At 65.5% G+C, this 19267-nt stretch carries 17 protein-coding genes; 10 read left to right on the top strand and 7 right to left on the bottom strand.

Translation table 11 applies throughout. From position 1 onward, the window contains the following. Positions 1-305 precede the first annotated feature (305 nt). Entirely contained in the window at positions 306-956 is a 651-nt protein-coding gene (locus AC1MDG_RS09525) for a nucleotidyltransferase domain-containing protein (RefSeq protein WP_479808696.1), read from the top strand. A gap of 65 nt (positions 957-1021) precedes the next feature. Here the strand turns inward: AC1MDG_RS09525 and AC1MDG_RS09520 are convergent, their stop codons facing one another. Then, the gene (locus tag AC1MDG_RS09520) at positions 1022-1927 is read right to left on the bottom strand and encodes a LysR family transcriptional regulator (RefSeq protein ID WP_479808694.1); all 906 of its coding nucleotides are present in this window, start codon (positions 1925-1927) and stop codon (positions 1022-1024) included. A 145-nt stretch (positions 1928-2072) separates the two neighbouring features. On the opposite strand from AC1MDG_RS09520, the gene AC1MDG_RS09515 reads away from it, so the two are divergent. The 9 genes from AC1MDG_RS09515 (at position 2073) to AC1MDG_RS09475 (ending at position 10598) form a co-directional block, all read left to right on the top strand. After that, entirely contained in the window at positions 2073-3101 is a 1029-nt protein-coding gene (locus AC1MDG_RS09515) for an amidohydrolase family protein (RefSeq protein ID WP_479808693.1), read from the top strand. A gap of 12 nt (positions 3102-3113) precedes the next feature. After that, positions 3114-3806 carry a 4-carboxy-4-hydroxy-2-oxoadipate aldolase/oxaloacetate decarboxylase gene (gene ligK, locus AC1MDG_RS09510; RefSeq protein WP_479808691.1) on the top strand — a complete coding sequence of 231 codons (693 nt, stop codon included), beginning with the start codon at positions 3114-3116 and terminating at the stop codon, positions 3804-3806. A 2-nt stretch (positions 3807-3808) separates the two neighbouring features. After that, on the top strand, positions 3809-4744 hold the full coding sequence (locus AC1MDG_RS09505; RefSeq protein WP_479808690.1) for an amidohydrolase family protein: 936 nt from the start codon (positions 3809-3811) through the stop codon (positions 4742-4744). A gap of 1 nt (position 4745) precedes the next feature. Then, the gene (locus AC1MDG_RS09500) at positions 4746-6047 is read left to right on the top strand and encodes a protocatechuate 4,5-dioxygenase subunit alpha/beta (RefSeq protein WP_479808689.1); all 1302 of its coding nucleotides are present in this window, start codon (positions 4746-4748) and stop codon (positions 6045-6047) included. Between the two features lie 26 nt (positions 6048-6073). After that, positions 6074-7027 carry a Gfo/Idh/MocA family oxidoreductase gene (locus AC1MDG_RS09495; protein WP_479808688.1) on the top strand — a complete coding sequence of 318 codons (954 nt, stop codon included), beginning with the start codon at positions 6074-6076 and terminating at the stop codon, positions 7025-7027. Between the two features lie 26 nt (positions 7028-7053). Beyond that, positions 7054-7998, top strand: a complete 945-nt coding sequence (locus AC1MDG_RS09490) for an aldo/keto reductase (protein ID WP_479809064.1) — start codon at positions 7054-7056, stop codon at positions 7996-7998. Beyond that, positions 7995-8693, top strand: a complete 699-nt coding sequence (locus AC1MDG_RS09485; protein ID WP_479808687.1) for a substrate-binding domain-containing protein — start codon at positions 7995-7997, stop codon at positions 8691-8693. The genes AC1MDG_RS09490 and AC1MDG_RS09485 overlap by 4 nt, the downstream gene beginning before the upstream one ends. Positions 8694-8958: 265 nt before the next feature. After that, positions 8959-9501 (top strand): MFS transporter, encoded by a 543-nt coding sequence (locus tag AC1MDG_RS09480; protein WP_479808686.1) that lies wholly within the window; start codon positions 8959-8961, stop codon positions 9499-9501. Between the two features lie 767 nt (positions 9502-10268). Continuing rightward, the gene (locus AC1MDG_RS09475) at positions 10269-10598 is read left to right on the top strand and encodes a hypothetical protein (RefSeq protein WP_479808685.1); all 330 of its coding nucleotides are present in this window, start codon (positions 10269-10271) and stop codon (positions 10596-10598) included. A 675-nt stretch (positions 10599-11273) separates the two neighbouring features. Here AC1MDG_RS09475 and AC1MDG_RS09470 read toward each other — a convergent pair. From AC1MDG_RS09470 to AC1MDG_RS09445, 6 genes are all read right to left on the bottom strand, one after another. Beyond that, positions 11274-12614, bottom strand: coding sequence for an MFS transporter (locus tag AC1MDG_RS09470; protein WP_479808684.1), 1341 nt, complete (start codon positions 12612-12614; stop codon positions 11274-11276). Positions 12615-12647: 33 nt separating this feature from the next. Then, entirely contained in the window at positions 12648-13874 is a 1227-nt protein-coding gene (locus AC1MDG_RS09465) for a M20 metallopeptidase family protein (protein WP_479808683.1), read from the bottom strand. A 149-nt stretch (positions 13875-14023) separates the two neighbouring features. After that, positions 14024-14839, bottom strand: a complete 816-nt coding sequence (locus AC1MDG_RS09460) for an ABC transporter ATP-binding protein (protein ID WP_479808682.1) — start codon at positions 14837-14839, stop codon at positions 14024-14026. After that, positions 14836-16530, bottom strand: a complete 1695-nt coding sequence (locus AC1MDG_RS09455) for a dipeptide/oligopeptide/nickel ABC transporter permease/ATP-binding protein (protein ID WP_479808681.1) — start codon at positions 16528-16530, stop codon at positions 14836-14838. Before AC1MDG_RS09455 ends, AC1MDG_RS09460 begins: the two co-directional genes overlap by 4 nt. Then, positions 16520-17551: an ABC transporter permease gene (locus AC1MDG_RS09450; RefSeq protein ID WP_479808680.1), complete on the bottom strand. Its 1032-nt coding sequence runs from the start codon at positions 17549-17551 to the stop codon at positions 16520-16522. The genes AC1MDG_RS09455 and AC1MDG_RS09450 overlap by 11 nt, the downstream gene beginning before the upstream one ends. 14 nt (positions 17552-17565) lie before the next feature. Continuing rightward, positions 17566-19179, bottom strand: a complete 1614-nt coding sequence (locus AC1MDG_RS09445; RefSeq protein WP_479808679.1) for an ABC transporter substrate-binding protein — start codon at positions 19177-19179, stop codon at positions 17566-17568. Positions 19180-19267: the final 88 nt, after the last annotated feature.

The following is a 19267-nucleotide window of genomic DNA, read 5'->3' as shown; positions in this document are numbered from 1 at the left end:
GTTCCTGATGTGGCGGCGCTAAAGAGCGTATCCCTCCCGGCCGGATTGCTATCTGTTTGTTTAGACCGCGATAGCTTGACGGAAGGTCCCTTATCGGCGTTGAAAGTACGGGAGTGTAAGTATTTGACGACTCCCGTCCCATGAACCAATTCCGCATTTTGGCAGGACAGGTGGGCCTTTGCGGCAGTGACTGCGTTCAGACGCTGGAGCCTTAATTCCTTGTTGGATCGTTTGCTCCCGCAGGTTTCCTATTCGTTCCCCTTGCCATTTCGACAAACCACCGCCGCCCACGGGTAACCTTGAGCATGGCCTCATCCACACCCACCCTCGCGACGCGCTGGGAACCCCTGCCCCTGCGAGTCGTGGCGGAGCTGCTCGGGCCGTCATCGGCGCGTTGGTGGTTGTCCGGAGGGGTGGCGCTCGACCACTGGCTCGGCACTAACACTCGCGAGCACGACAATATCGATGTCAGCACGACGATCGCCGACCTGCCTCAAGTGTTGCAGGACTTGCCGGCGCCGTTTAGCGCGTGGGCTCCGTCAGGCGACGGCGTTCTCCCTTGGGCAGAGGCTGATATGGATGCCGATCTGCAGCCGATCCGTATCCATGATGACGCAACGGGCGCATGGGTACTGCAGGTCAACGTCGAGGACGGCACGGATAGCGTCTGGGTTTATCGACGAGATCCCCGACTGCAACTGCCGTGGGATCGTGCAGTGATCGACGTCGACGGCATTCCGACCGGGGCGCCCGAGGTGCAGCTGGTCTGGAAGGCGCTGCGTCCCCGTCCGGAGGACGACGCCGACAAGGATGCGGTTCTACCGGAGCTCTCTAACGAAGCCCGGGCCTGGTGGGAGCACGCGATTCTGACGATCCACCCGCACTCGTCATGGTCGATCCATGTGCGTAGCCCGTTCGCTCCGGGCAAGGCCAGCTGGAACAGGACGAAACGCTAGCGCTCCGCTTGGGCCTGCTCTTCAGTCGGCCTGTCCGATTTTGAGACGCCCGCAGACGCTTGTGACTACGACTTGTATTCATCCGCTGCAACCGCATCAAGCACCAGCGAGCGGAACCATCGCTGCACCTGCGAGAGGCTGGCCTCGCGCCGCGTGTACAACTCCACTGGTGTGCTCTGCCCGGGCCAGGGCAGCTCGGCGATGCGAAGGCGGGGGAACCACCCGCAGAACACCCCCGCTACATGCCGCGGCAGCAGGACGACCAGATCCGTCGCCTCGAGCACGGCGGGCACGGTGCCGTATTCCTCCATGGTCAGCACGACCTGGGACATCAAGTCGTGTTCGGTCAGCGCCTGCAAAGGATAGACGTGCCCGCCACGGGCGGAGACCCGCACAAAGCGCCTCCCCTCGAACATGTCAGGCCCGGTCGCGGGCAGTGGATGCGACCCGGACGACAGAGCCACGTATTCGACCGAACGCACGTGCGTCCTCCACAGCCGCGGTGTGGCGATCCGCGACACGGTCAATGCCAGATCGATGGTGCCGCGGATTAGCCCGCTCTCGACCTCGTCCGAATCGAGCCGTTCTACCTGTATTCGCGGATCGGCGCCGACCCGCCCGAGGGCGGTCATGATCGGTGGGAGGAACGTCTGCTCGCCGATCGAGGTGAGTCCCAGGACGAGTTCGCCGCTGAATCCGGTCGGTTCGAACACGTCCGATCCCATGACGGTCGCGTCTATTTGTGCCAAGGCGTTGTGTAGGGGCCCAAACAGTTGCGTCGCCTTCGCGGTCGGCACCATGTCGTTCCCCTCGCGACGGAACAGCTCGTCGCCGAACCGCTCCCTGAGCCGCTTCAGGGAATAGCTGACCGTGGGCTGCGTCACGTGCAGTCGCCTGGCGGCGCCCGTGACGCTGCGCAGCTCGTAGAGCGTGACGAATGTCCGGAGCTGGTTGAGGTCGGTGAACGTCATGCCATAGATCCTATCTATGGATCTGTATTTGCATATCTATTGGACCACAGTGGCAAACACCCCTAAAGTCAGTTTGGGGCAGCACTGATTTAACGAAGTGCAGCTGCTATCGCACCGCTTACACTCAGTGACAAGGACGACACGCGTGATTATCGACATCCACGGCCACTACACCACAGCTCCAACACAGCTCGGAGCCTGGCGTGATCTGCAGATCGCATTCACTGAGGGACGCGCGGACGCTCCTGACCCTGCGACCCTGCGCATCAGCGATGAAGACATCCGTGAGACCATCGAGGCCAACCAGCTCAAGCTCATGAACGAGCGCGGCAGCGACGTCACCGTATTCAGCCCTCGTGCCTCGTTCATGGCGCACCACATCGGAGACCTCGCTGTGAGCGAGACCTGGGCCCGGATCTGCAACGACCTGTGCGCCCGCGTCAGCGAGCTCTACCCCGAACGCTTCCTGATGGGGGCGATGCTCCCCCAGTCCCCCGGTACGGATCCCGCGACGAGCGTTGCCGAGCTTACTCGTGCCGTCGAGGAACTCGGCGCCGTCACTGTGAACCTCAACCCCGACCCGTCCGGCGGCAACTGGACGTCGCTTCCGCTGACCGATCGCTCGTGGTACCCGATATACGAGAAACTCGTCGAATACGAGATCCCGGCGATGGTGCACGTCAGCACGTCGTGCAACCCGGCCTTCCACACGACCGGAGCGCACTACCTCAACGCCGACACCACCGCGTTCATGCAATTACTCCAGGGCGATCTGTTCCGCGACTTCCCCGAGTTGAAGCTCGTAATCCCTCACGGCGGCGGCGCCGTTCCCTACCACTGGGGGCGCTTCCGTGGGCTCGCAATGGCGCTGGGCAAGCCCGTAATCGAGGAGCACCTGCTGAACAACGTGTTCTTCGACACCTGCGTGTACCACCAGCCGGGGATCGACCTACTCACCAAGGTCGTCCCGACCGAGAACATCCTCTTCGCGAGCGAGATGATCGGCGCCGTGCGCGACATCGACCCGCGCAGCGGACACCACTTCGACGACACCAAGCGGTACGTCGACGCCACCCCGAACCTGAACGACGCGCAGCGCGCGCAGGTGTTCGAAGCCAACGCCCGCCGTGTCTACCCAAGGCTTGACCGTGCCCTTACTGCGCGTGGACTCTGAGAGGACCATCAAATGCGACTGAACAACCTCGGCATCGTCCGCACCAACATCGAACGTCCGGATCCCGCGGACGTAAAACGGCTTTCGCAGTTCGGCGTCGCCACTATCCACGAGGCGATGGGGCGCGTCGGGCTCCTGCGCCCCTACATCAGGCCGGCCTACACCGGCGCTAAGCTCTGTGGTCCGGCAGTGACCGTGCTGCTACAGCCCGGTGACAACTGGATGTTCCACGTCGCCGCCGAGCAGGTGCAGGAAGGCGATGTGATCGTCGCCGGCTGCACCACCGAAAGCGAGGACGGCTTCTTCGGTGAGCTGCTGGCCACCTCGCTGACCGCCCGCGGCTGCAAGGGCTTGGTGATCGACGGTGGTGTCCGCGACGTCGCCGATCTGGAGAAGATGGATTTCCCGGTGTTCTCCCGCGCTGTCAACGCCAAGGGCACGGTCAAGGCCACCCTCGGATCGGTGAACGTCCCCGTCGTGGTCGCGAACGCCGTGGTGAACCCTGGCGACGTCGTTGTGGCCGACGTCGACGGCGTCGTGGTTGTCCCGCGCGAGCTGGTCGGAGCGGTGGCAGACGCCAGCCAGAAGCGCGAGGATAACGAGGAAGCCAAACGCGTGAAGTTCCGTGAGGGCGTCCTGGGCCTGGATATCTACGGCATGCGAGAGCCGCTCGCCGCCGCCGGCCTCGAATACGTGGAGAAGTGACCATGGCGCACGGCGACACCACGGGAGGCTTCGAGAAGTCCGCAGGCTGGCTCGACTGGTACGACGGCCCCACCAAGCCCACGTTCCGACTGCCGGCCGGCGCGGTCGACGCGCACTGCCACGTGTTCGGGCCCGGGGAGCGGTTCCCTTACGCCCCCGAGCGGAAGTACACCCCGTGCGATGCCTCGGCGGAACAGCTCTTCGCGCTGCGCGACCACCTCGGCTTCGACCGCAACGTGATCGTCCAGGCAACCTGCCACGGCGCCGACAACCGGGCACTGGTCGATGCGCTGCAGCGCAGCGGCGGCCGCGCCCGCGGCGTCGCCACGGTCCGCCGCGACGTGACCGAGGAGCAGCTGGCCGAGCTGCACGCGGCCGGCGTCCGCGGGGTCCGGTTCAACTTCGTCAAGCGCCTCGTCGACCGGGTGCCCACCGACTCGCTCGGGGAGATCGTCGCGAAGATCGCGCCGCTCGGCTGGCACGTGGTCATCTACTTCGAGGCCGAGGACCTGCCGGAGCTCTACGACTTCTTCTCAGCGATCCCGACTGACGTCGTCGTCGACCATATGGGCCGACCCGACGTGTCCAAGGACCCGGAGGGCCCTGAGTTCGCACTGTTCCTGCGCTTCATGCGCGAGAACACCAATGTGTGGACCAAGGTCTCCTGCCCAGAGCGCCTGTCCGTCACCGGCCCGCGCGCTCTCGACGGCGAACAGCACGCCTACACCGACGTGGTGCCGTTCGCCCGACGCGTGGTCGAAGAGTTCCCCGACCGCGTGCTGTGGGGAACCGATTGGCCCCACCCCAACCTCAAGGACCACATGCCCGACGACGGGCTGCTGGTCGACTACATCCCACAGATCGCGACGACCCCCGAGCTCCAGCAGAAGCTGCTCGTGGACAACCCCCGCCGCCTCTACTGGCCCGAAGGAGCATGACATGGCACTCGACAAGCCGTACAAGGACGTTCCCGGCACGATCATCTTCGACGCGGAGATGGCCCGCAAGGGATACCACCTCAACCAGTTCTCGATGTCGCTGATGAAGCCCGAGAACCGCCAGCGCTACCTGGCCGACCGCGAGGCGTACCTCGATGAGTGGCCCCTTTCGCCCAAGCAGCGCCAGGCCGTGCTGGACATGGACCTCAACGCCATGATGGCCGAGGGCGGCAACATCTACTTCCTGAGCAAGATCGGCGCCACGCACGGCCTGAGCTTCCAGCAGATGGCCGGCTCCATGACTGGCATGTCCGAGGCCGCCTACCGCGACATGATGATCGGCGGCGGACGCCGCCCCGAGGGCAACCGCCTCAAGGACCTCGACGGCTGGGTCCCGCCGGCGCCGCGCGAGAAGTCCCAGACCATGCGCGAGAACGCCCCGGCGAAGTACACGTCGGCGCTGTTCACCTCGCATGTCCCGGCGATCGGTGCCGCGATGGACCTCGGCAAGACCGAGGAGCCGTACTGGAAGAAGGTGTTCTCCGGGTACGAGTGGACCCGCAGGTGGGCCAAGGAGAATACGCCCGACGTCGTCATCCTCGTCTACAACGACCACGCCACGGCCTTCGACTCGTCAATCATCCCCACCTTCGTGCTCGGCACCGGGGCAGAGTACCCGGTCGCGGACGAGGGCTACGGCCCCCGCCCTGTGCCCGACGTGAAGGGCTACCCGGAGTTCGCCGCGCACATTGCGCAGTCGGTCATCCAGGACGACTTCGACCTCACCCTCGTCAACGAGATGGTCGTGGACCACGGGCTCACCGTGCCGCTCTCGCTCGTCTTCGGCGACGTCGAGGAGTGGCCATGCAAGGTCATCCCGCTGGCCGTCAACGTGGTGCAGTATCCGGTGCCTTCCGGACGCCGCTGCTACGAGCTCGGCAAGGCCCTTCGCCGCGCCCTCGACAAGTGGGACGGTCCGGAGCTCAACGTGCAGATCTGGGGCACCGGCGGCATGAGCCACCAGCTCCAGGGTCCGCGCGCCGGCCTCATCAACGAGGAGTGGGACAACGCGTTCCTCGACCACCTCATCGCCGACCCGCTGGGCCTGACCGAGTGGGATCACATGGAGTACGTCGATGAGGCGGGCTCCGAGGGCATCGAGCTCGTCGACTGGCTGATCGCGCGCGGCGCGATGGACGACCAGTTCGGCGGCGAGGCGCCTTCTGTTGACCACCGGTTCTACCACGTGCCGGCGTCGAACACCGCCGTCGGCCACCTTGTTCTCGCGAACCCGACCGACTGACCGCATCCGCAACAAAGGAGCCCCCCATGACTGACAAGATCCGTGTGGCCGTCGTCGGCGCCGCAGGCGCCTTCGGCATGAAACATCTCGACGGCCTGATGAACATCCCCGATGCCGAGGTGACCGTCGTCAGCGGCACGCGGCTCGAACCGACCCAGGCAGTCGCCGCTAAGTACGGCGTCGCCAACGCCGTCGTCGGGCTCGACGCCGTGCTCGAGCGCGACGACGTCGATGCCGTCATCCTCGCCACGCCCACGGGTCTGCACGCCTCGCAGACGCAGGAGGTCCTCAAGGCCGGCAAGCACGTGCAGGTCGAGATCCCGCTCGCCGACTCGCTCGCCGACGCCGAGGCGACGCTCGCCGCGGCCGAGGCGTCCGACCGCGTCGCCATGGTGGGCCACACGCGGCGGTTCAATCCCTCGCACCAGCTCGTGCACAACCGGATCGCCGATGGCTCGTTCAACGTGCAGCAGATGGACGTGCAGACGTACTTCTTCCGCCGCACGAACACGAATGCCAAGGGCGAGCCGCGCTCCTGGACCGACCACCTGCTGTGGCACCACGCCGCGCACACTGTCGACCTGTTCGCCTACCAGGCGGGCAAGATCGTGCAGGCGAACGCGATCCAGGGCCCCATCAACCCGGATCTGGGCATCGCGATGGACATGTCGATCCAGCTGAAGAGCGAGACCGGGGCGATCTGCACCCTTTCCCTCTCGTTCAACAACAACGGCCCGTTTGGCACCTTCTTCCGCTACATCGGCGACACCGAGACGTACATCGCGCGCTACGACGACCTCTTCAACGGCCGCGACGAGCAGATCGACGTCTCGAAGGTGGCGGTGAGCATGAACGGCATCGAACTGCAGGACCGCGAGTTCGTCAGCGCGATCCGCGAGGGGCGCGAGCCGAACTCGTCGATCCGCCAGGTCATCGACTGCTACCGCGTGCTCGGCGCGCTTGAGAAGCAGCTGGCGTGAGGCTACCCACCACCGGTCTGGGCTGTATGTCGCTGAGCCACGCGTACGGCGTCCCCCCGTCGCGTGACGAGGGGCTGGCGATGCTGCGCGCAGCTCTCGATGAAGGCATCGGGATGCTCGACACGGCAACACTGTACGGCGGCGGCCGCAACGAAGAGCTTGTAGGTGCTGCGATCGCGGGACGCCGCGACGAGGTCTTCCTGGCGAGTAAGTGCGGGATGGCGTCCGTCGACGGCGTGAAGGTCATCGATGGACGCCCCGATACGCTGCGCGCACAGGTCGATGCTTCGCTGAGCCGCCTTGGCGTCGATTACATCGACCTGTACTACCTTCACCGGTGGGACAAGAAGGTGCCGATTGGCGATAGCGTCGGCGCGCTGGCCGAGATGGTCGCCGCGGGCAAGATCGGCGCAATCGGCCTGTCCGAGGTGTCGGTCGCGCGACTGCGCGAGGCGCAGTCAGTCACCCCTATCGCGGCCGTGCAGAACGAGTACTCGCTGTGGAGTCGCAATGCCGAGCTTGGCATGCTTGACGCCACTCGCGAGGACGGCGTGACCCTGGTTGCGTTTTCGCCGGTCGCAAGGGGTTTCCTCGCCGATGCGATCAAGGACCCAGGTAAGCTGGCCCCAAACGACATCCGCCGCAGCATGCCGCGCTTCCAGCCCGAGCACTGGGGTGCGAATGCGACGCTGCTGGCCTCTTGGCGTGAGCTGGCTGCGGAGGCCGGGTGCACCCCGGCACAGCTCGCGCTGGTCTGGCTGCTCTCCCGCGGCGATCACGTTCTGCCGATCCCGGGAACAACGAGCGTCGCGCACCTGCGTGAGAACATGGCGGCGGCCCACATCCCTGTCGACGGCGCGCTGCTGACGCGGGCCGGCGAGCTGATTGGCACGGCCACTATCTCTGGCGCGCGATATGCGCCAGCATCTGCTGCCGAAGTAGACGCCGAGACTTTCGAGGATGCCGCATGAGGGCGATCTCGTCGATGGCCACCCGCCACGTACTCGCCGACCTCGCTGAAGCTGCCGCCGGGACCGGGCTACCGCTTCTACAGCTCGAATCCGTAGGCGGAGTGAACGCCGCCCAGCGGGTGACCGCCGGCGAGCCGTTCGACCTTGTGTTCCTCGCCGAGGACGCTCTCCAACGCCTCGCTGCCGAGGGGCACGTCGATCCGGCATCCATCGCCCCGATCGTACTGTCGGAGGTCGCCGTAGGCGTGGCCGCACGCAGCGCCGATGCAGCCACATGTTCCAAAGGCACGGCCTTTGCGAATGCCGACGAGCTTCGCGCCGCCCTGCGCGCGGCATTCCGCATCGGATATTCCACCGGACCGAGCGGCACCGAGCTATTGCGAATGATCGACCACTGGGGCATGACCGATGAGGTCAGCGACCGGCTTGTGCAGGCCCGTCCAGGCGTACCCGTGGCGCGCCTGCTCGCCGAGGGAGAGGTCGATCTCGGCCTGCAGCAGCTCAGCGAACTGGTCGGGCAACCCGGCGTGTGCATCCTCGGCGTTCTCCCGGCCGACTGCGCGATTATCACGGTCTTCGCGGGTGCTGTCGCGACATCCTCCAACAACCCGGCTCGTGCTGCGGAGGTGTTGGCCTTCTTCCGCTCGGACCTCTCGGCATCGATCAAGTCGTCGCACAGTTTTCGCGCGCCCTGAGGCCCTGCCGTGACGGATTGACTGATGCGGGTCCTGCAGACGCGGAGGAACCCGTCTTCGGCGACACCGCCGCCGTAGACCTTGACGTTCGCGGCCGGCCAGATTTTCCGCATGTTCGCCTCACATCACAGACCCGGACGTTCCGGCAGCAGGATTCGGCCGGCTCCATGATTGCGGAAGATGCTTTCCGGTAGAAAACGGGCAACCGCACCACCACAGGGCAGGCAGAAAATGCTGCTCAGGGGCCGATCTGAGAGGGCTCTACATGGCCAGCGTTGGCACGGAGTTCTTCCTCGTCACCCTGTACCTACAGGAACAACGTGGGTACTCTGCACTCGCCGCCGGCATCGCGTTCCTGCCCCTGGCAGTAATGGTCACCGTAGGCAACGTTGTTGCGGGAAAGCTCATCGCGAAAAACAGCGTCAAGTCCGTTCTGGCGCTGGGCTTCGCAATCGCAGCCTCCGGCCTGCTGCTGTTGGCGTTCTCTCTCGGCATTGAAAGCTTCTGGCTCGGACTCCTCCCGGGCTTCCTGCTCAGCGGCTTCGGGCACGGCGTCATTTACACCGCCATGTTCGTCCTCGGCACCTCCGATGCCCCGCAAGAAAGCCAGGGAGCGGCCGGCTCTCTGATCACTACAGCCCAATACGTCGCCGGCGGCGTCAGCCTCGCGCTCCTCGTACTTGTCATAGCGCTTGCCGGTCCCACGGTGGGCTACCCACTCGCATTCGCAATCAACGCCGCGTTCGCGGCCCTCGGCATCGTCTTGGCCCTCTCATTGCGCCGCACGGAGCCCGCTAATGCCAGCTAAAGAACCTGACGGTTCGCCGAACGAAGAATACCCGCGCTACCGCATCGGGATCGTTGTCGTTGACAATGATCCAGTCCCGGAGATGGAAATAAACCGAATGGCCCCACGAGGCGTATCTATCCACGTCACCCGGTTCCGCCTTCCCCGGGCCACCGGAGAGGAATATACCGGTGATACGGACACGTCCTCGCCGATCGGGCCGCACCTCATGGAGGCCCTCAACACTCTGGATCGAATCGGAGTCGATGCTGTGGGTCTATGTTTCACCAGCAGCAGGATCTTCAGTCCAGACACCTTTGACGACGCCTTCGAGGCCTCTGCACGCGCCATCAACCCGATACCACCGCAGCCAGAGCCATCATCACGACCATGCAACGCGCCCGGGCCTGCAGCCCCTACGTTGTCATCCCGCCGTGGTTCACCCTCCCGACAATCGAGGCAGTGGCCGCCTATCTGGACAAGCACGGTCTCGCCATTTCCGGAACACACCAACACGAGCTCCCTCCGGAATGGGACCAGTATCCCCGACAGGACCGCTTTGATCAGGGAGCCAAGTGGGCGGTACGGCCGCGCGACTTGGTCCCGGACCTGACCTCTCGCGATCTTTCCAAGGCAGACTCGATACTCATCCCGGGAAGCGGCTTCCCCAGCCTAGATCTACTCCACAAAGCACCGGCCCAGCCCCCGCTCCCCCTATTCACCGCAAACAAAGCCGTCCTGGACGAGCTGGTGCACCAAAACTGGATAGAAACCAAGGAGATGCCTACATGATCCACTCAACAACAGCAGATCGAGCAACGCACCGCTCCGGGATGGTGGTCTCAATCGACCACAAGGTCGGATACACCGTCCGGGAGATTCATGCTGAAAAGAGAATTCAAGAACACTCGATACCGCTGACTCCCGGTGTCTCCTTTTACTGCCTGTCCGGAAGGGGCTGGGCCTCGTTCGCGGGAGGAAATATCCGATACGTCATCGAACCCGGCGTCATCTTCTCGGCACCTCGATCTGAGAAGGAACTGCTTATCACCGCCGATCAAGACCTGACGCTGCTGCAAATTGCGTACGCAGGCACAGATTCTCCTTGGGCTATCTAGCCGAACAGGTGAACTCTTATCCCATGGATTAGGGAATCGCTGACCTCCGCACGATTGATGGATGTCGGTGCCCTCCAGCCCAGATTCATGGTGCTCTCTTGCCCAGCAAACACCGCGAGGCTTGAATGGGAGGACCTCGCCCGGGGCGGCCCCCACTTGCATCACAGAGTTTCCTAGCATTCGAGTCCTCCCCATTCAGTTACCCTGCACTCCCGTTTTGGTTGGCCCACTTTGATGTGTTGGCCTTCGACGGTTTTTGTTCTACGGCGGCCGAAGGATGATGCTTTGGTGCTTGTCTGCCGGAAGCTGTGAATCCACGGCTTCCGGCAGCTTCTAGAGACTGGGCTGGGTGTCCCATGCCGATTCAGTGCTGTCTGACCGGTCTTGTCGGTTAATTGGTTCCGGCAATGACTGCGCCGGCCATCAGCTCATTGGTGCGCGCAGCTGAGGCTTTGGGCAGTTCACTCTCCGTCGGGGCGAGCCTCCTGCGCCCCGGGCAAGAGCCGCGGACACGGATGCCACGTCCTCCAACCACCGGATCAGCCCTCACGATCGGACTCACTCCCTTGGGTACCGTGGCCGCGTACTTGTAACGCTCTTCGGGCCACCAGCATTATTCCCGAGGCGCCTTGGCCAGCAATGAAGGAATCACCAAACGGACTCCAGATGCTAGAGCTACTCCGTGAGGTCCTTACCCCTGGTTTCCGGCAGCTTCCACGCCACCACAGTGGAGATGATCAACAATGTCACCACATAGATTGTGAAGGCCGATGGGCCGAAGGCTGCGTTGGACCAGCTCTGAAGGTACGGTGCGGTACCGCCGAAGATGGCCACGGCTACCGCATAGGGGACGGCCACGCCCACAGTGCGGATCCGGGTGGGAAACATTTCGGCGAACACAGCCGGGGTAACGGCGAGGGTGGCGCCCATCAGCACGAGGATGAGGGTTGCCGGGAGGAACAGGGACCAGAAGCTCTGGCCCACGGTGTTGACCAGCAGCGGGAACAGCAGGATGGGCGCGCCGGTGCCGATCATCATGCTGGCGCGGCGGCCGAAGCGGTCGGAGAACCTGCCCCAGAAGGGCAGGGAGATGATGAGGACCACGTTGCTGAGGACGCTTGCCAGCAGCGCAGTGCCCTGGTCCATCTTGTGGATCAGGACAGCCTGCTGGACTGCGCTGACGGACCACACGTAGTAGCAGACGGTGGCGCCGATGCCCAGGCCGATGACCCGGAGGGCCGAGCGCCAGTTCCGGCGGATTTCGGGCCAGATGGGCGCGCGGACAGTGGCCTTGGCGGCCGTGAACGCTTCGGTCTCCTTCATCCGGGAGCGCGCGATGAGGGTGTAGAGGCCCAGCACTGCGCCAATGATGAAGGGGACGCGCCAGCCCCAGGCCTGCATGTCCTGCTTGCTCAGCACCAGGTTGAGGAGATAGCCGAAGAGCAGGCCGATAACGATGCCGGATGTCCCGGAAACATAGATCAGCGAGGACCACAGGCCGCGGCGCGCCGCGGGCGCCGACTCCGCGATGTACGTCTGGGCGGACGGCATTTCGCCGCCGTGCGCCAGGCCCTGCAGCAGGCGGGCCGTCAGAAGCACCACGGCGGCCCAGGCTCCGGCGGCACTGTATGTGGGAACCAGGCCGATCATCAGGGAACCGAGGGATGCCAGGCCCACCGTGGAGATCATGGAGGCGCGGCGGCCCAGGTGGTCCGCCAACCAACCGAACACGAAGCCGCCCACCGGCCGGGCAACGAATCCGACGGCGAACACGGCCATCGCGCCGAGGAGCGCGGCCAGCGGGTCCCTGGGGTTGAACACCTCGGTGGCAAAGTAGATGGCGAAGGCTGAGTAAATCCCCCAGTCGTACCATTCCAAGGCGTTGCCCATACCGGTGGCGATAAGGGTCTGCCGCTGCTCTTTCGTTGCTCTGGTGGGCGCAACAGCGACGGGGTTCAGGTGGGCCGAAACCTCGGCCACCTGATCGTGGGCGCGGGTAGCTGAATCGTGGATCATGGGGTTTCCTTGGGTGGGAGCCGGGAGGCCTGGTTAGGCGGCGGCGAGCTGGGCCAGCCGCGCGACGGCAAGCTGGGTGTAGAGAGCGGTTCCGTCCACGAGCACGCTGTCGTCGAACGTGGCGCGGGGTGAATGGTTGAAGGCTGCGTCCGGGCCGCCACCAAGCGGGGTGGCGTCCAGGCAGATGAAACTGCCCGGTACCCGGGCCAGGACGTCGGCGAAGTCCTCGGACCCGCCTAGCGGGGCGGGCAGGCTGTGGTGGCGTTCGGCGCCGAAGAGCTCATGGATCTGCTCGGCGGCGAAGGCCGTGTGGGCCGCGTCAGTGACTGTGACGCGTCCGCCCACGTGGTAGTTGATGTCCACTTCCAGTCCGTGGGCTGATGCGATGCCCTTGAGCAGGCGCGGGATGGCGGCCTGCATCTTGGTGCGGGCTTCGTCCGAGTACATCCGCAGGCTGGCACCGAATTCGGCCATGTCCGGGATGACGTTGATGGCTTCTCCCGCCTTGACCATGCCCACGGAAACCACCACAGGATCGTGGGCGTTGAACTGTCTCGTGACCATGTTCTGGAGGCCCAAGATCATTTCGGCCATCACCGGGACGGGATCCTTTGCCTGATGCGGCGCCGAGCCGTGGCCGCCCCGGCCGATGACCTTCACGAAGAGCGCATCCGCGGCGGACATCATAACGCCGGCCTTGGTTTCGAACCGGCCGGTGTTGCCGCCGGCGCTGAACACGTGCAGCCCGTAGGCGGCGTCGGCCTGGCGACCGGACAGCTCCAGGATGCCTTCCTCGATCATCATCGGGGCGCCGGCCAGCTGTTCCTCCGCCGGCTGGAACATCAGGACGACGTCGCCGGCCAGCTGGTGCCGCCGCTCGGCCAGCAGCCGCGCAGCGCCCACCAGCATGGACGTGTGCAGATCGTGGCCGCAGGCATGCATCCGGTTCGGCGTCATGGACGCGAAGCCGACGCCGGTTTCCTCCTGCAGCGGCAAGGCATCCATATCGGCGCGGAGCAGGACAGTGGGGCGGTCGACGGCGGACGGGTCACCGGCGGTGCCCCGCAAAACCGCGCCCACGGACGTGAGGCCCTTGCCCAGCGTGATCTCGAGGGGCAGGTCGGACATTGCCTCCAGCACGCTCTCCTGGGTGCGGGGCAGGTCCAGGCCCAGTTCGGGGTGGCGGTGCAGGTCGTGGCGCAACTGGACGACTTCGCCGTGGAGTTCGCGGGCGTCTTCAAGAATTCGGGCGACGGACACGGAGTGTTCCCTTCGGATGTACGGTTTGTCCACTAAACAGTGGTCTTTGCTTCCTTCGAGTATGTGAGCCGCGATACCTGCCGTCCATGACCTATTTCGCAAGAATTGCATGCCGTTCCGGCATGAAGCGGGCCGGGCGAGGTAGAACGTCAGTCCAGCGAGAACTCGGGCGATCCGGGAACGGACGCCAGGAGGTTGCGTGTGTACTCATGCTGCGGGTCGCGGTACACGGCATCGATGGTGCCCTGTTCCACGATGCGGCCCTGGAACATCACCACCACGTCGTCACAGACTTCCTGCACTACGGCCAGGTTGTGCGAGATGAACAGCATGGCGCTGTCCACGGTGCCGCGCATTCCCTGCAGCAGCCGGATGATGTCCGCCTGGACGGAGACATCAAGCGCCGACGTGATCTCGTCGGCAATGACCAGCTTTGGCTCCAGCATCAGCGCGCGGGCGATGGCGATCCGTTGCCGCTGGCCGCCGGAGAACTCATGCGGGTACTTGTCCGCCGCGGAGGGGTCCAGTTTGACGCGCTCCAGTGCAGCGGCGATAGCGTCCCGGTGCCTGACGGGGTCGGCTCTCCGCGGGTCCAGGGCCTCGGCCAGCGTCTGGCCCGTGGTGCGCCGCGGGCTGAGCGAGGAGTACGGGTCCTGGGGAATGTACTGGACTTCCCGACGCATCCGCTGGCGGCCTTCGCCGTGCACTGTGGTGAAGTCCTTGTTTCCGATGAGCACTTCACCGCTGGTGGGCCGGTTGATTCCCACCAGCGTCTTGCCCAGCGTGGACTTCCCGGACCCGGACTCGCCCACCAGGCCAACCACCCGCCCCGCCGGAACGGCCAGGGTGACGTCCTTGAGGACGTGGGCGGAGCCAAAGCTGACGTTCAGCTTCCGTACTGCTGCGGCGGGTGCGCCCGCGCGGGCTCCGACGGCAGCGACGGCAACGTTGGTGTGTGGATTCATGGTGTGTCAGCTCCTGCGGTGGCCGGCTTGCGGCCGAGATCCAGGACGGGGATCGCGGCCAGCAGTGCCTTGGTGTAAGGGTGGTGGACATCCCGTGCAGCCAGCTGTCCGGATGTCAGACGTTCGACGATTTCGCCGGATTTCATCACCAGGATGGTGTCGCAGAGCGCCTCCACCACACCCAGGTCATGCGAGATGAACAGCATGGCCGTCCCCTCCTCGCGGTGGATGCGCCGGAACTGGCGCAGAACTTCCGCCTGCACGGTGACGTCCAAAGCCGTCGTCGGCTCATCCGCCACGATCAGGGTCGGTGAGGTGACGATGGACGCGGCAATCATGGCCCGTTGGCGCGTGCCGCCGGAGAGCTCGTGCGGGTGCTGGCGGAGCCGCTTGGCCGGCTCGGTGATGTTGACGGCGGCGAGCGCCTCGGTGATGACCTTCCGGGCCTTGGCGCCGCCCATGCCCAGATGGGTGCGCAGGACCTCGGTTAGCTGGGACCCCATGCGCAGGGACGGGTTGAACGTAGTGCCGGGGTCCTGGTAGACGATGCTGATCTCCTTGGCCAGCCGTGACTGGTTGGGTTCGGCCAGCATGTTCATGTCGGCTACCCGCAGCAGGTCCGCGCCGACGGCGAGGTCCTCCGAGGGCAGGCCGGCAACGGCCATTGCCGTCAGGGATTTCCCCGAGCCGGACTCCCCCACCAGCGCCACCACCTCGCCGGGGTGGATGGTGAAGGAGATGCCCTTGACCAGATCCTGGCGGCCCGGGATGCTGATCCGGAGGTTTTCCACGCGCACCAGCGCTCCGTCCGCGGCAGGGACGGTCACTGTGCGGTTGCGCTGCAGGACCCGGGGCAAGAACCTTCGCTTGGCCCGGGGGTCGGCATGGGCGGCCAGTGCGTCGCCGATCAGCATGACTGACAGGCCGGTCAGCGCGATCATGATGGACGGTCCCACGGCTTCCATCGGCTGGGTGTACAGCGCGCCCAGGCTGTCGTTCAGGAGCCGGCCGAAATCGTACTCCGGGGACTGTACGCCGAGCCCGATGAAGGACAGGGCGGAGATTTCCACCAGGGACAGGGCAAACACGGTGGCGGAGAGGATCAGCAACGGCTCGGCCATGTTCGGCAGCATGTGCCGAACGGCGATGCGGACCGGGCTGACGCCCAGGAGCCGGGCTGTGACCACATACTCGCTGCTGGACACGGAGGAGGCCAGGTTGGCCGTGATCCGGGCGAAGCCGGGAATCCCGGCGATCCCGATCGCGATGACCGCCGAGGAAACACCGGGCTCAAGCACCGCGGCGATCACCAGGGCGAAGATCAGGCTGGGGTAGGCCACTGCGGTTTCCAGTACCCGCAGGGACGCCTCCCGGACGCGCCGGCCGGATAACCAGATGCCAAGGCCAATGACGACGCCGGCGAGCACCGTGATCGCGGCCGCCCCGGCGGTCATGAGCAGGGTCAGCCGGGTGGCCACGAGCGCGCGGGCCAGCAGGTCGCGGCCGAAGTCGTCGGTGCCCAGCCAGTGGGCGGCGCTGGGTCCCTGGGCTGCGTTGGGGGTCAACTGCTCGGCTGCCTGCTTCAGGGTCAGCGGGGCAATAACGGCGATGAGGATGAGGGCGATCATCAGCACGGCGCCGGTCACCATGGCGGGAGTCCAGAACTCCCGGCTCGTAAACCTAGACGTCATGGGTGGTTCCTCCGAGGTTGCGGGGGTCGATGATGGCCAGGATGAGGTCCACCAGGATGATGATGAGGGTGGCGAGCAGCCCGAGGACCAGGATGATGCCCCGGATTACCGGGTAGTCGCGCTGCAGGATCGCGTTGACAATTCCCTGCCCCAGCCCGGGCCAGGCGAACACGGTTTCAATTACCACGGCGCCGCCCAGCTGGGCGGCCAGGATCAGGCCCGAGAGGGTCAGTGTGGTGGTCACCAGGTTCGGCAGGACATAGCGGGCGTTGGTCCGCAGCACGCTGAGCCGCCAGCCGCGGGCCGTGCGGATGTAGTCCTTCTCCAGTACTGCCGCTGTTTCGCGCCGCACGATCCGCGAGATCACGCATGCGGGCCCCAGCATCAGGGCCGCGGTGGGCAGCACCAGGGAGTTCAGGGTTGCCGCGCCGGCTGCCGGGAACCAGCGAAGGGTCACGGCGAACACCACCACCAGCAGCGTGGCCACCACGTATTGGGGCACGGAGTAGATCAGGCTGGTGACGAAGTTGAATCCGGTGTCCAGCCATCTGTTGCGGCCGCCGCGGGTCAGGATTGCCACGGTCATTCCGAGCGGCACGGCAATGGCCAGGACCAGCGCGATGGCCAGGAGTGCGATCTCCGCGGTGAACGGGAACCGCGTGAAGATCAGGGCGGACACGCTTTCGCCGCTGATGAACGATGCACCCATGTCCAGGCGCAGGACGCCTGAAACGTAGTTCAGGAACTGGGTGAGGAGGGGCAGGTCGAGGCCCAGCTCCGCCCGGACGGCGGCGATTTGGTTGGGGCTGGCGCCTTCACCGGCGGCGATGACGGCCGGGTCCCCGGGGATCAGGGGGACAATCAGGAACGTCACGGTCACCAGGACGGCAAAGGAGAGCAGCAGCCCGGCGAGCCGGCGCAGCGAGAATCCCACCCACGGGTGGCGGAGGTAGCGGCTTCCCGCACTCCCGGCACCTGCGCCGGGAGTGCGGGAAGCTTCAGCAATGCTGGGAGCAGTCATGGCTGGTGACCGGGCTACTTCGTGATCCGCATGGTGCTCTCGTCCGGCTGGCCATTCATGGTGTGCATGGCGAAGCCGGAGCGGATGGTCACCTGGGAGGGCAGACTGGCCAGCGGGATCACGTGTGCCTCGCTGATCATGAGCTTCTGTGCTTCCTGGTAGGTCCCGCAACGCTCGGCGTCATCGGTTTGGGTCATGGCCTTGGACACCAGGTCAAGGACGGGCTGGTTCTCCAGGCCGCCCCAGTTGAGGCCCCCCTTTTCCACAGGGGTTCCGATGACCGTGGAGAGCGCCCCGTACATGGTGCCGCCGGCGTTGATGCCGCCCATCACGGTGATGTCCCAGGTGTCGAGCTTCTGGGTCAGGTCCGTGCTCCAGGTGGCCAGGTCCACGTTTCGCAGTTCAATGTCGGCACCGGCTGTGCGGAGCGCCTCGGCAACGTAGGTGTTGGCGGCGCCGTTGGGGCCGAAGACTTGTGCACCGACCATGCGGATCTTGACGCCGGCCAGGGTGGCTTTCGCCGCTGCGGGGTCTGGCTTGATGAGCAGTCCGGAGTCCTTGTTGGAGCACGGTACACCCGGATGCGCGAAAGAGGAGTAGAGCTCGCCGAGGCCACCCGAGGCCGCCTGGTTGAAGGCGGTGGCGTCCAGAGCCTGGGCAACGGCCTTGCGGAGGGCCGGGTCGGTGAAGGGGTGGCCGGGGCGTTCGTTGAACATCACGTACAGGCTGCCCTGCGGAATCACCTGGGTGCTGAAGTCCTTGTTGCCGTCGAAGCGGGTGGCGTCCTTGCCACGGATGGTGGCAAGGTCCTTGGTGCCGGTGAGGAGCTCGTTGGACACGGCGCTGGCGTTGGCGTTGACGCTGGCCACGATGGTCCTGGCCGGGGTGCCCGCGATCTCGGTCTGGTATTCGGGCCAGGCCTTGTAGTCCTCGCGGAGCGTGAACGTGTAGGCCACGCCGTGCTGCTTTTTGGTCAGGGTGTAGGAACCGGAGAACGCACCGGGGATGTCACCGGCGGCCAGCGCCTTGGGGTCTTTGAGGCCGGCCGGGCAGACGATGCCGGTGGCGTGCAGGGACAGTCCTTGGAGGAGGTCTGTCCACGGCTGGGCAAGCAAGACGGTGACGGTGCCGGCGGCGTCATCGGCCGTGACGGTCGCGGGCCCTTCGCCCAGGACGAGCGGACGGAAGCTGGATTTGCTGTCCGGGGACGCGAACACTTTGAGCGATTCCGCCACCACGGCTGCGGTGATGGGCGTGCCGTCAGCGCAGGTTGCCCCGCTGCGGATGGTGAACGTGCCTTGGGTGGGGGTGATGTCCCACTTGGTGGCGAGGTCCGGCACGATCTTGTTGTTCTCGTCGCGGCGCACCAGCGTGGAGAAGAGGAGGCGGTTGATGCCGTAGTCGTCGGCGTTGCGGACCTCTACCGGAGCAAAGCTGGTGGGGTCGGCGTTGACCACGGTCCGGATGGTGTCGGTGGAAGCCTGCCCGGCTGTGGAACCCGTAGTGGCGGTGCCGGTGGTGCAGCCGGTGGCAGCGACGGCGATGGCCGCGGCAGCGGCGGCCAACGGAGCGAGCCTGCGGCCGCGCCGGACCGCAGAGCCTGCGGTGGGCGGGAAAGTCTGAATCACGAGGGGTCCTTAGATTGGTCCGATGCGGGCGCAGGGGCCGCGGCGTGTGGCGGCGGCGGACACCTGCAGAATCGAGTATGTGATCCAC

The organism is Arthrobacter sp. AIWTK1, assembly GCF_056680535.1.
The sequence above is the reverse complement of the archived record's forward strand: the minus strand, read 5'-3'. Positions and strand labels throughout refer to the sequence as shown.

Excerpts from the sequence above, each read along its gene's own strand:
- AC1MDG_RS09490 (WP_479809064.1), top strand. The coding sequence starts at position 7,054 with ATGTCGCTGAGCCACGCGTACGGCGTCCCCCCGTCGCGTGACGAGGGG.
- AC1MDG_RS09495 (WP_479808688.1), top strand. The coding sequence starts at position 6,074 with ATGACTGACAAGATCCGTGTGGCCGTCGTCGGCGCCGCAGGCGCCTTC.
- ligK (WP_479808691.1), top strand. The coding sequence starts at position 3,114 with ATGCGACTGAACAACCTCGGCATCGTCCGCACCAACATCGAACGTCCG.
- AC1MDG_RS09455 (WP_479808681.1), bottom strand. The coding sequence starts at position 16,530 with ATGACGTCTAGGTTTACGAGCCGGGAGTTCTGGACTCCCGCCATGGTG.
- AC1MDG_RS09450 (WP_479808680.1), bottom strand. The coding sequence starts at position 17,551 with ATGACTGCTCCCAGCATTGCTGAAGCTTCCCGCACTCCCGGCGCAGGT.
- AC1MDG_RS09500 (WP_479808689.1), top strand. The coding sequence starts at position 4,746 with ATGGCACTCGACAAGCCGTACAAGGACGTTCCCGGCACGATCATCTTC.
- AC1MDG_RS09485 (WP_479808687.1), top strand. The coding sequence starts at position 7,995 with ATGAGGGCGATCTCGTCGATGGCCACCCGCCACGTACTCGCCGACCTC.
- AC1MDG_RS09525 (WP_479808696.1), top strand. The coding sequence starts at position 306 with ATGGCCTCATCCACACCCACCCTCGCGACGCGCTGGGAACCCCTGCCC.
- AC1MDG_RS09470 (WP_479808684.1), bottom strand. The coding sequence starts at position 12,614 with ATGATCCACGATTCAGCTACCCGCGCCCACGATCAGGTGGCCGAGGTT.
- AC1MDG_RS09480 (WP_479808686.1), top strand. The coding sequence starts at position 8,959 with ATGGCCAGCGTTGGCACGGAGTTCTTCCTCGTCACCCTGTACCTACAG.
- AC1MDG_RS09520 (WP_479808694.1), bottom strand. The coding sequence starts at position 1,927 with ATGACGTTCACCGACCTCAACCAGCTCCGGACATTCGTCACGCTCTAC.
- AC1MDG_RS09475 (WP_479808685.1), top strand. The coding sequence starts at position 10,269 with ATGATCCACTCAACAACAGCAGATCGAGCAACGCACCGCTCCGGGATG.
- AC1MDG_RS09460 (WP_479808682.1), bottom strand. The coding sequence starts at position 14,839 with ATGAATCCACACACCAACGTTGCCGTCGCTGCCGTCGGAGCCCGCGCG.
- AC1MDG_RS09505 (WP_479808690.1), top strand. The coding sequence starts at position 3,809 with ATGGCGCACGGCGACACCACGGGAGGCTTCGAGAAGTCCGCAGGCTGG.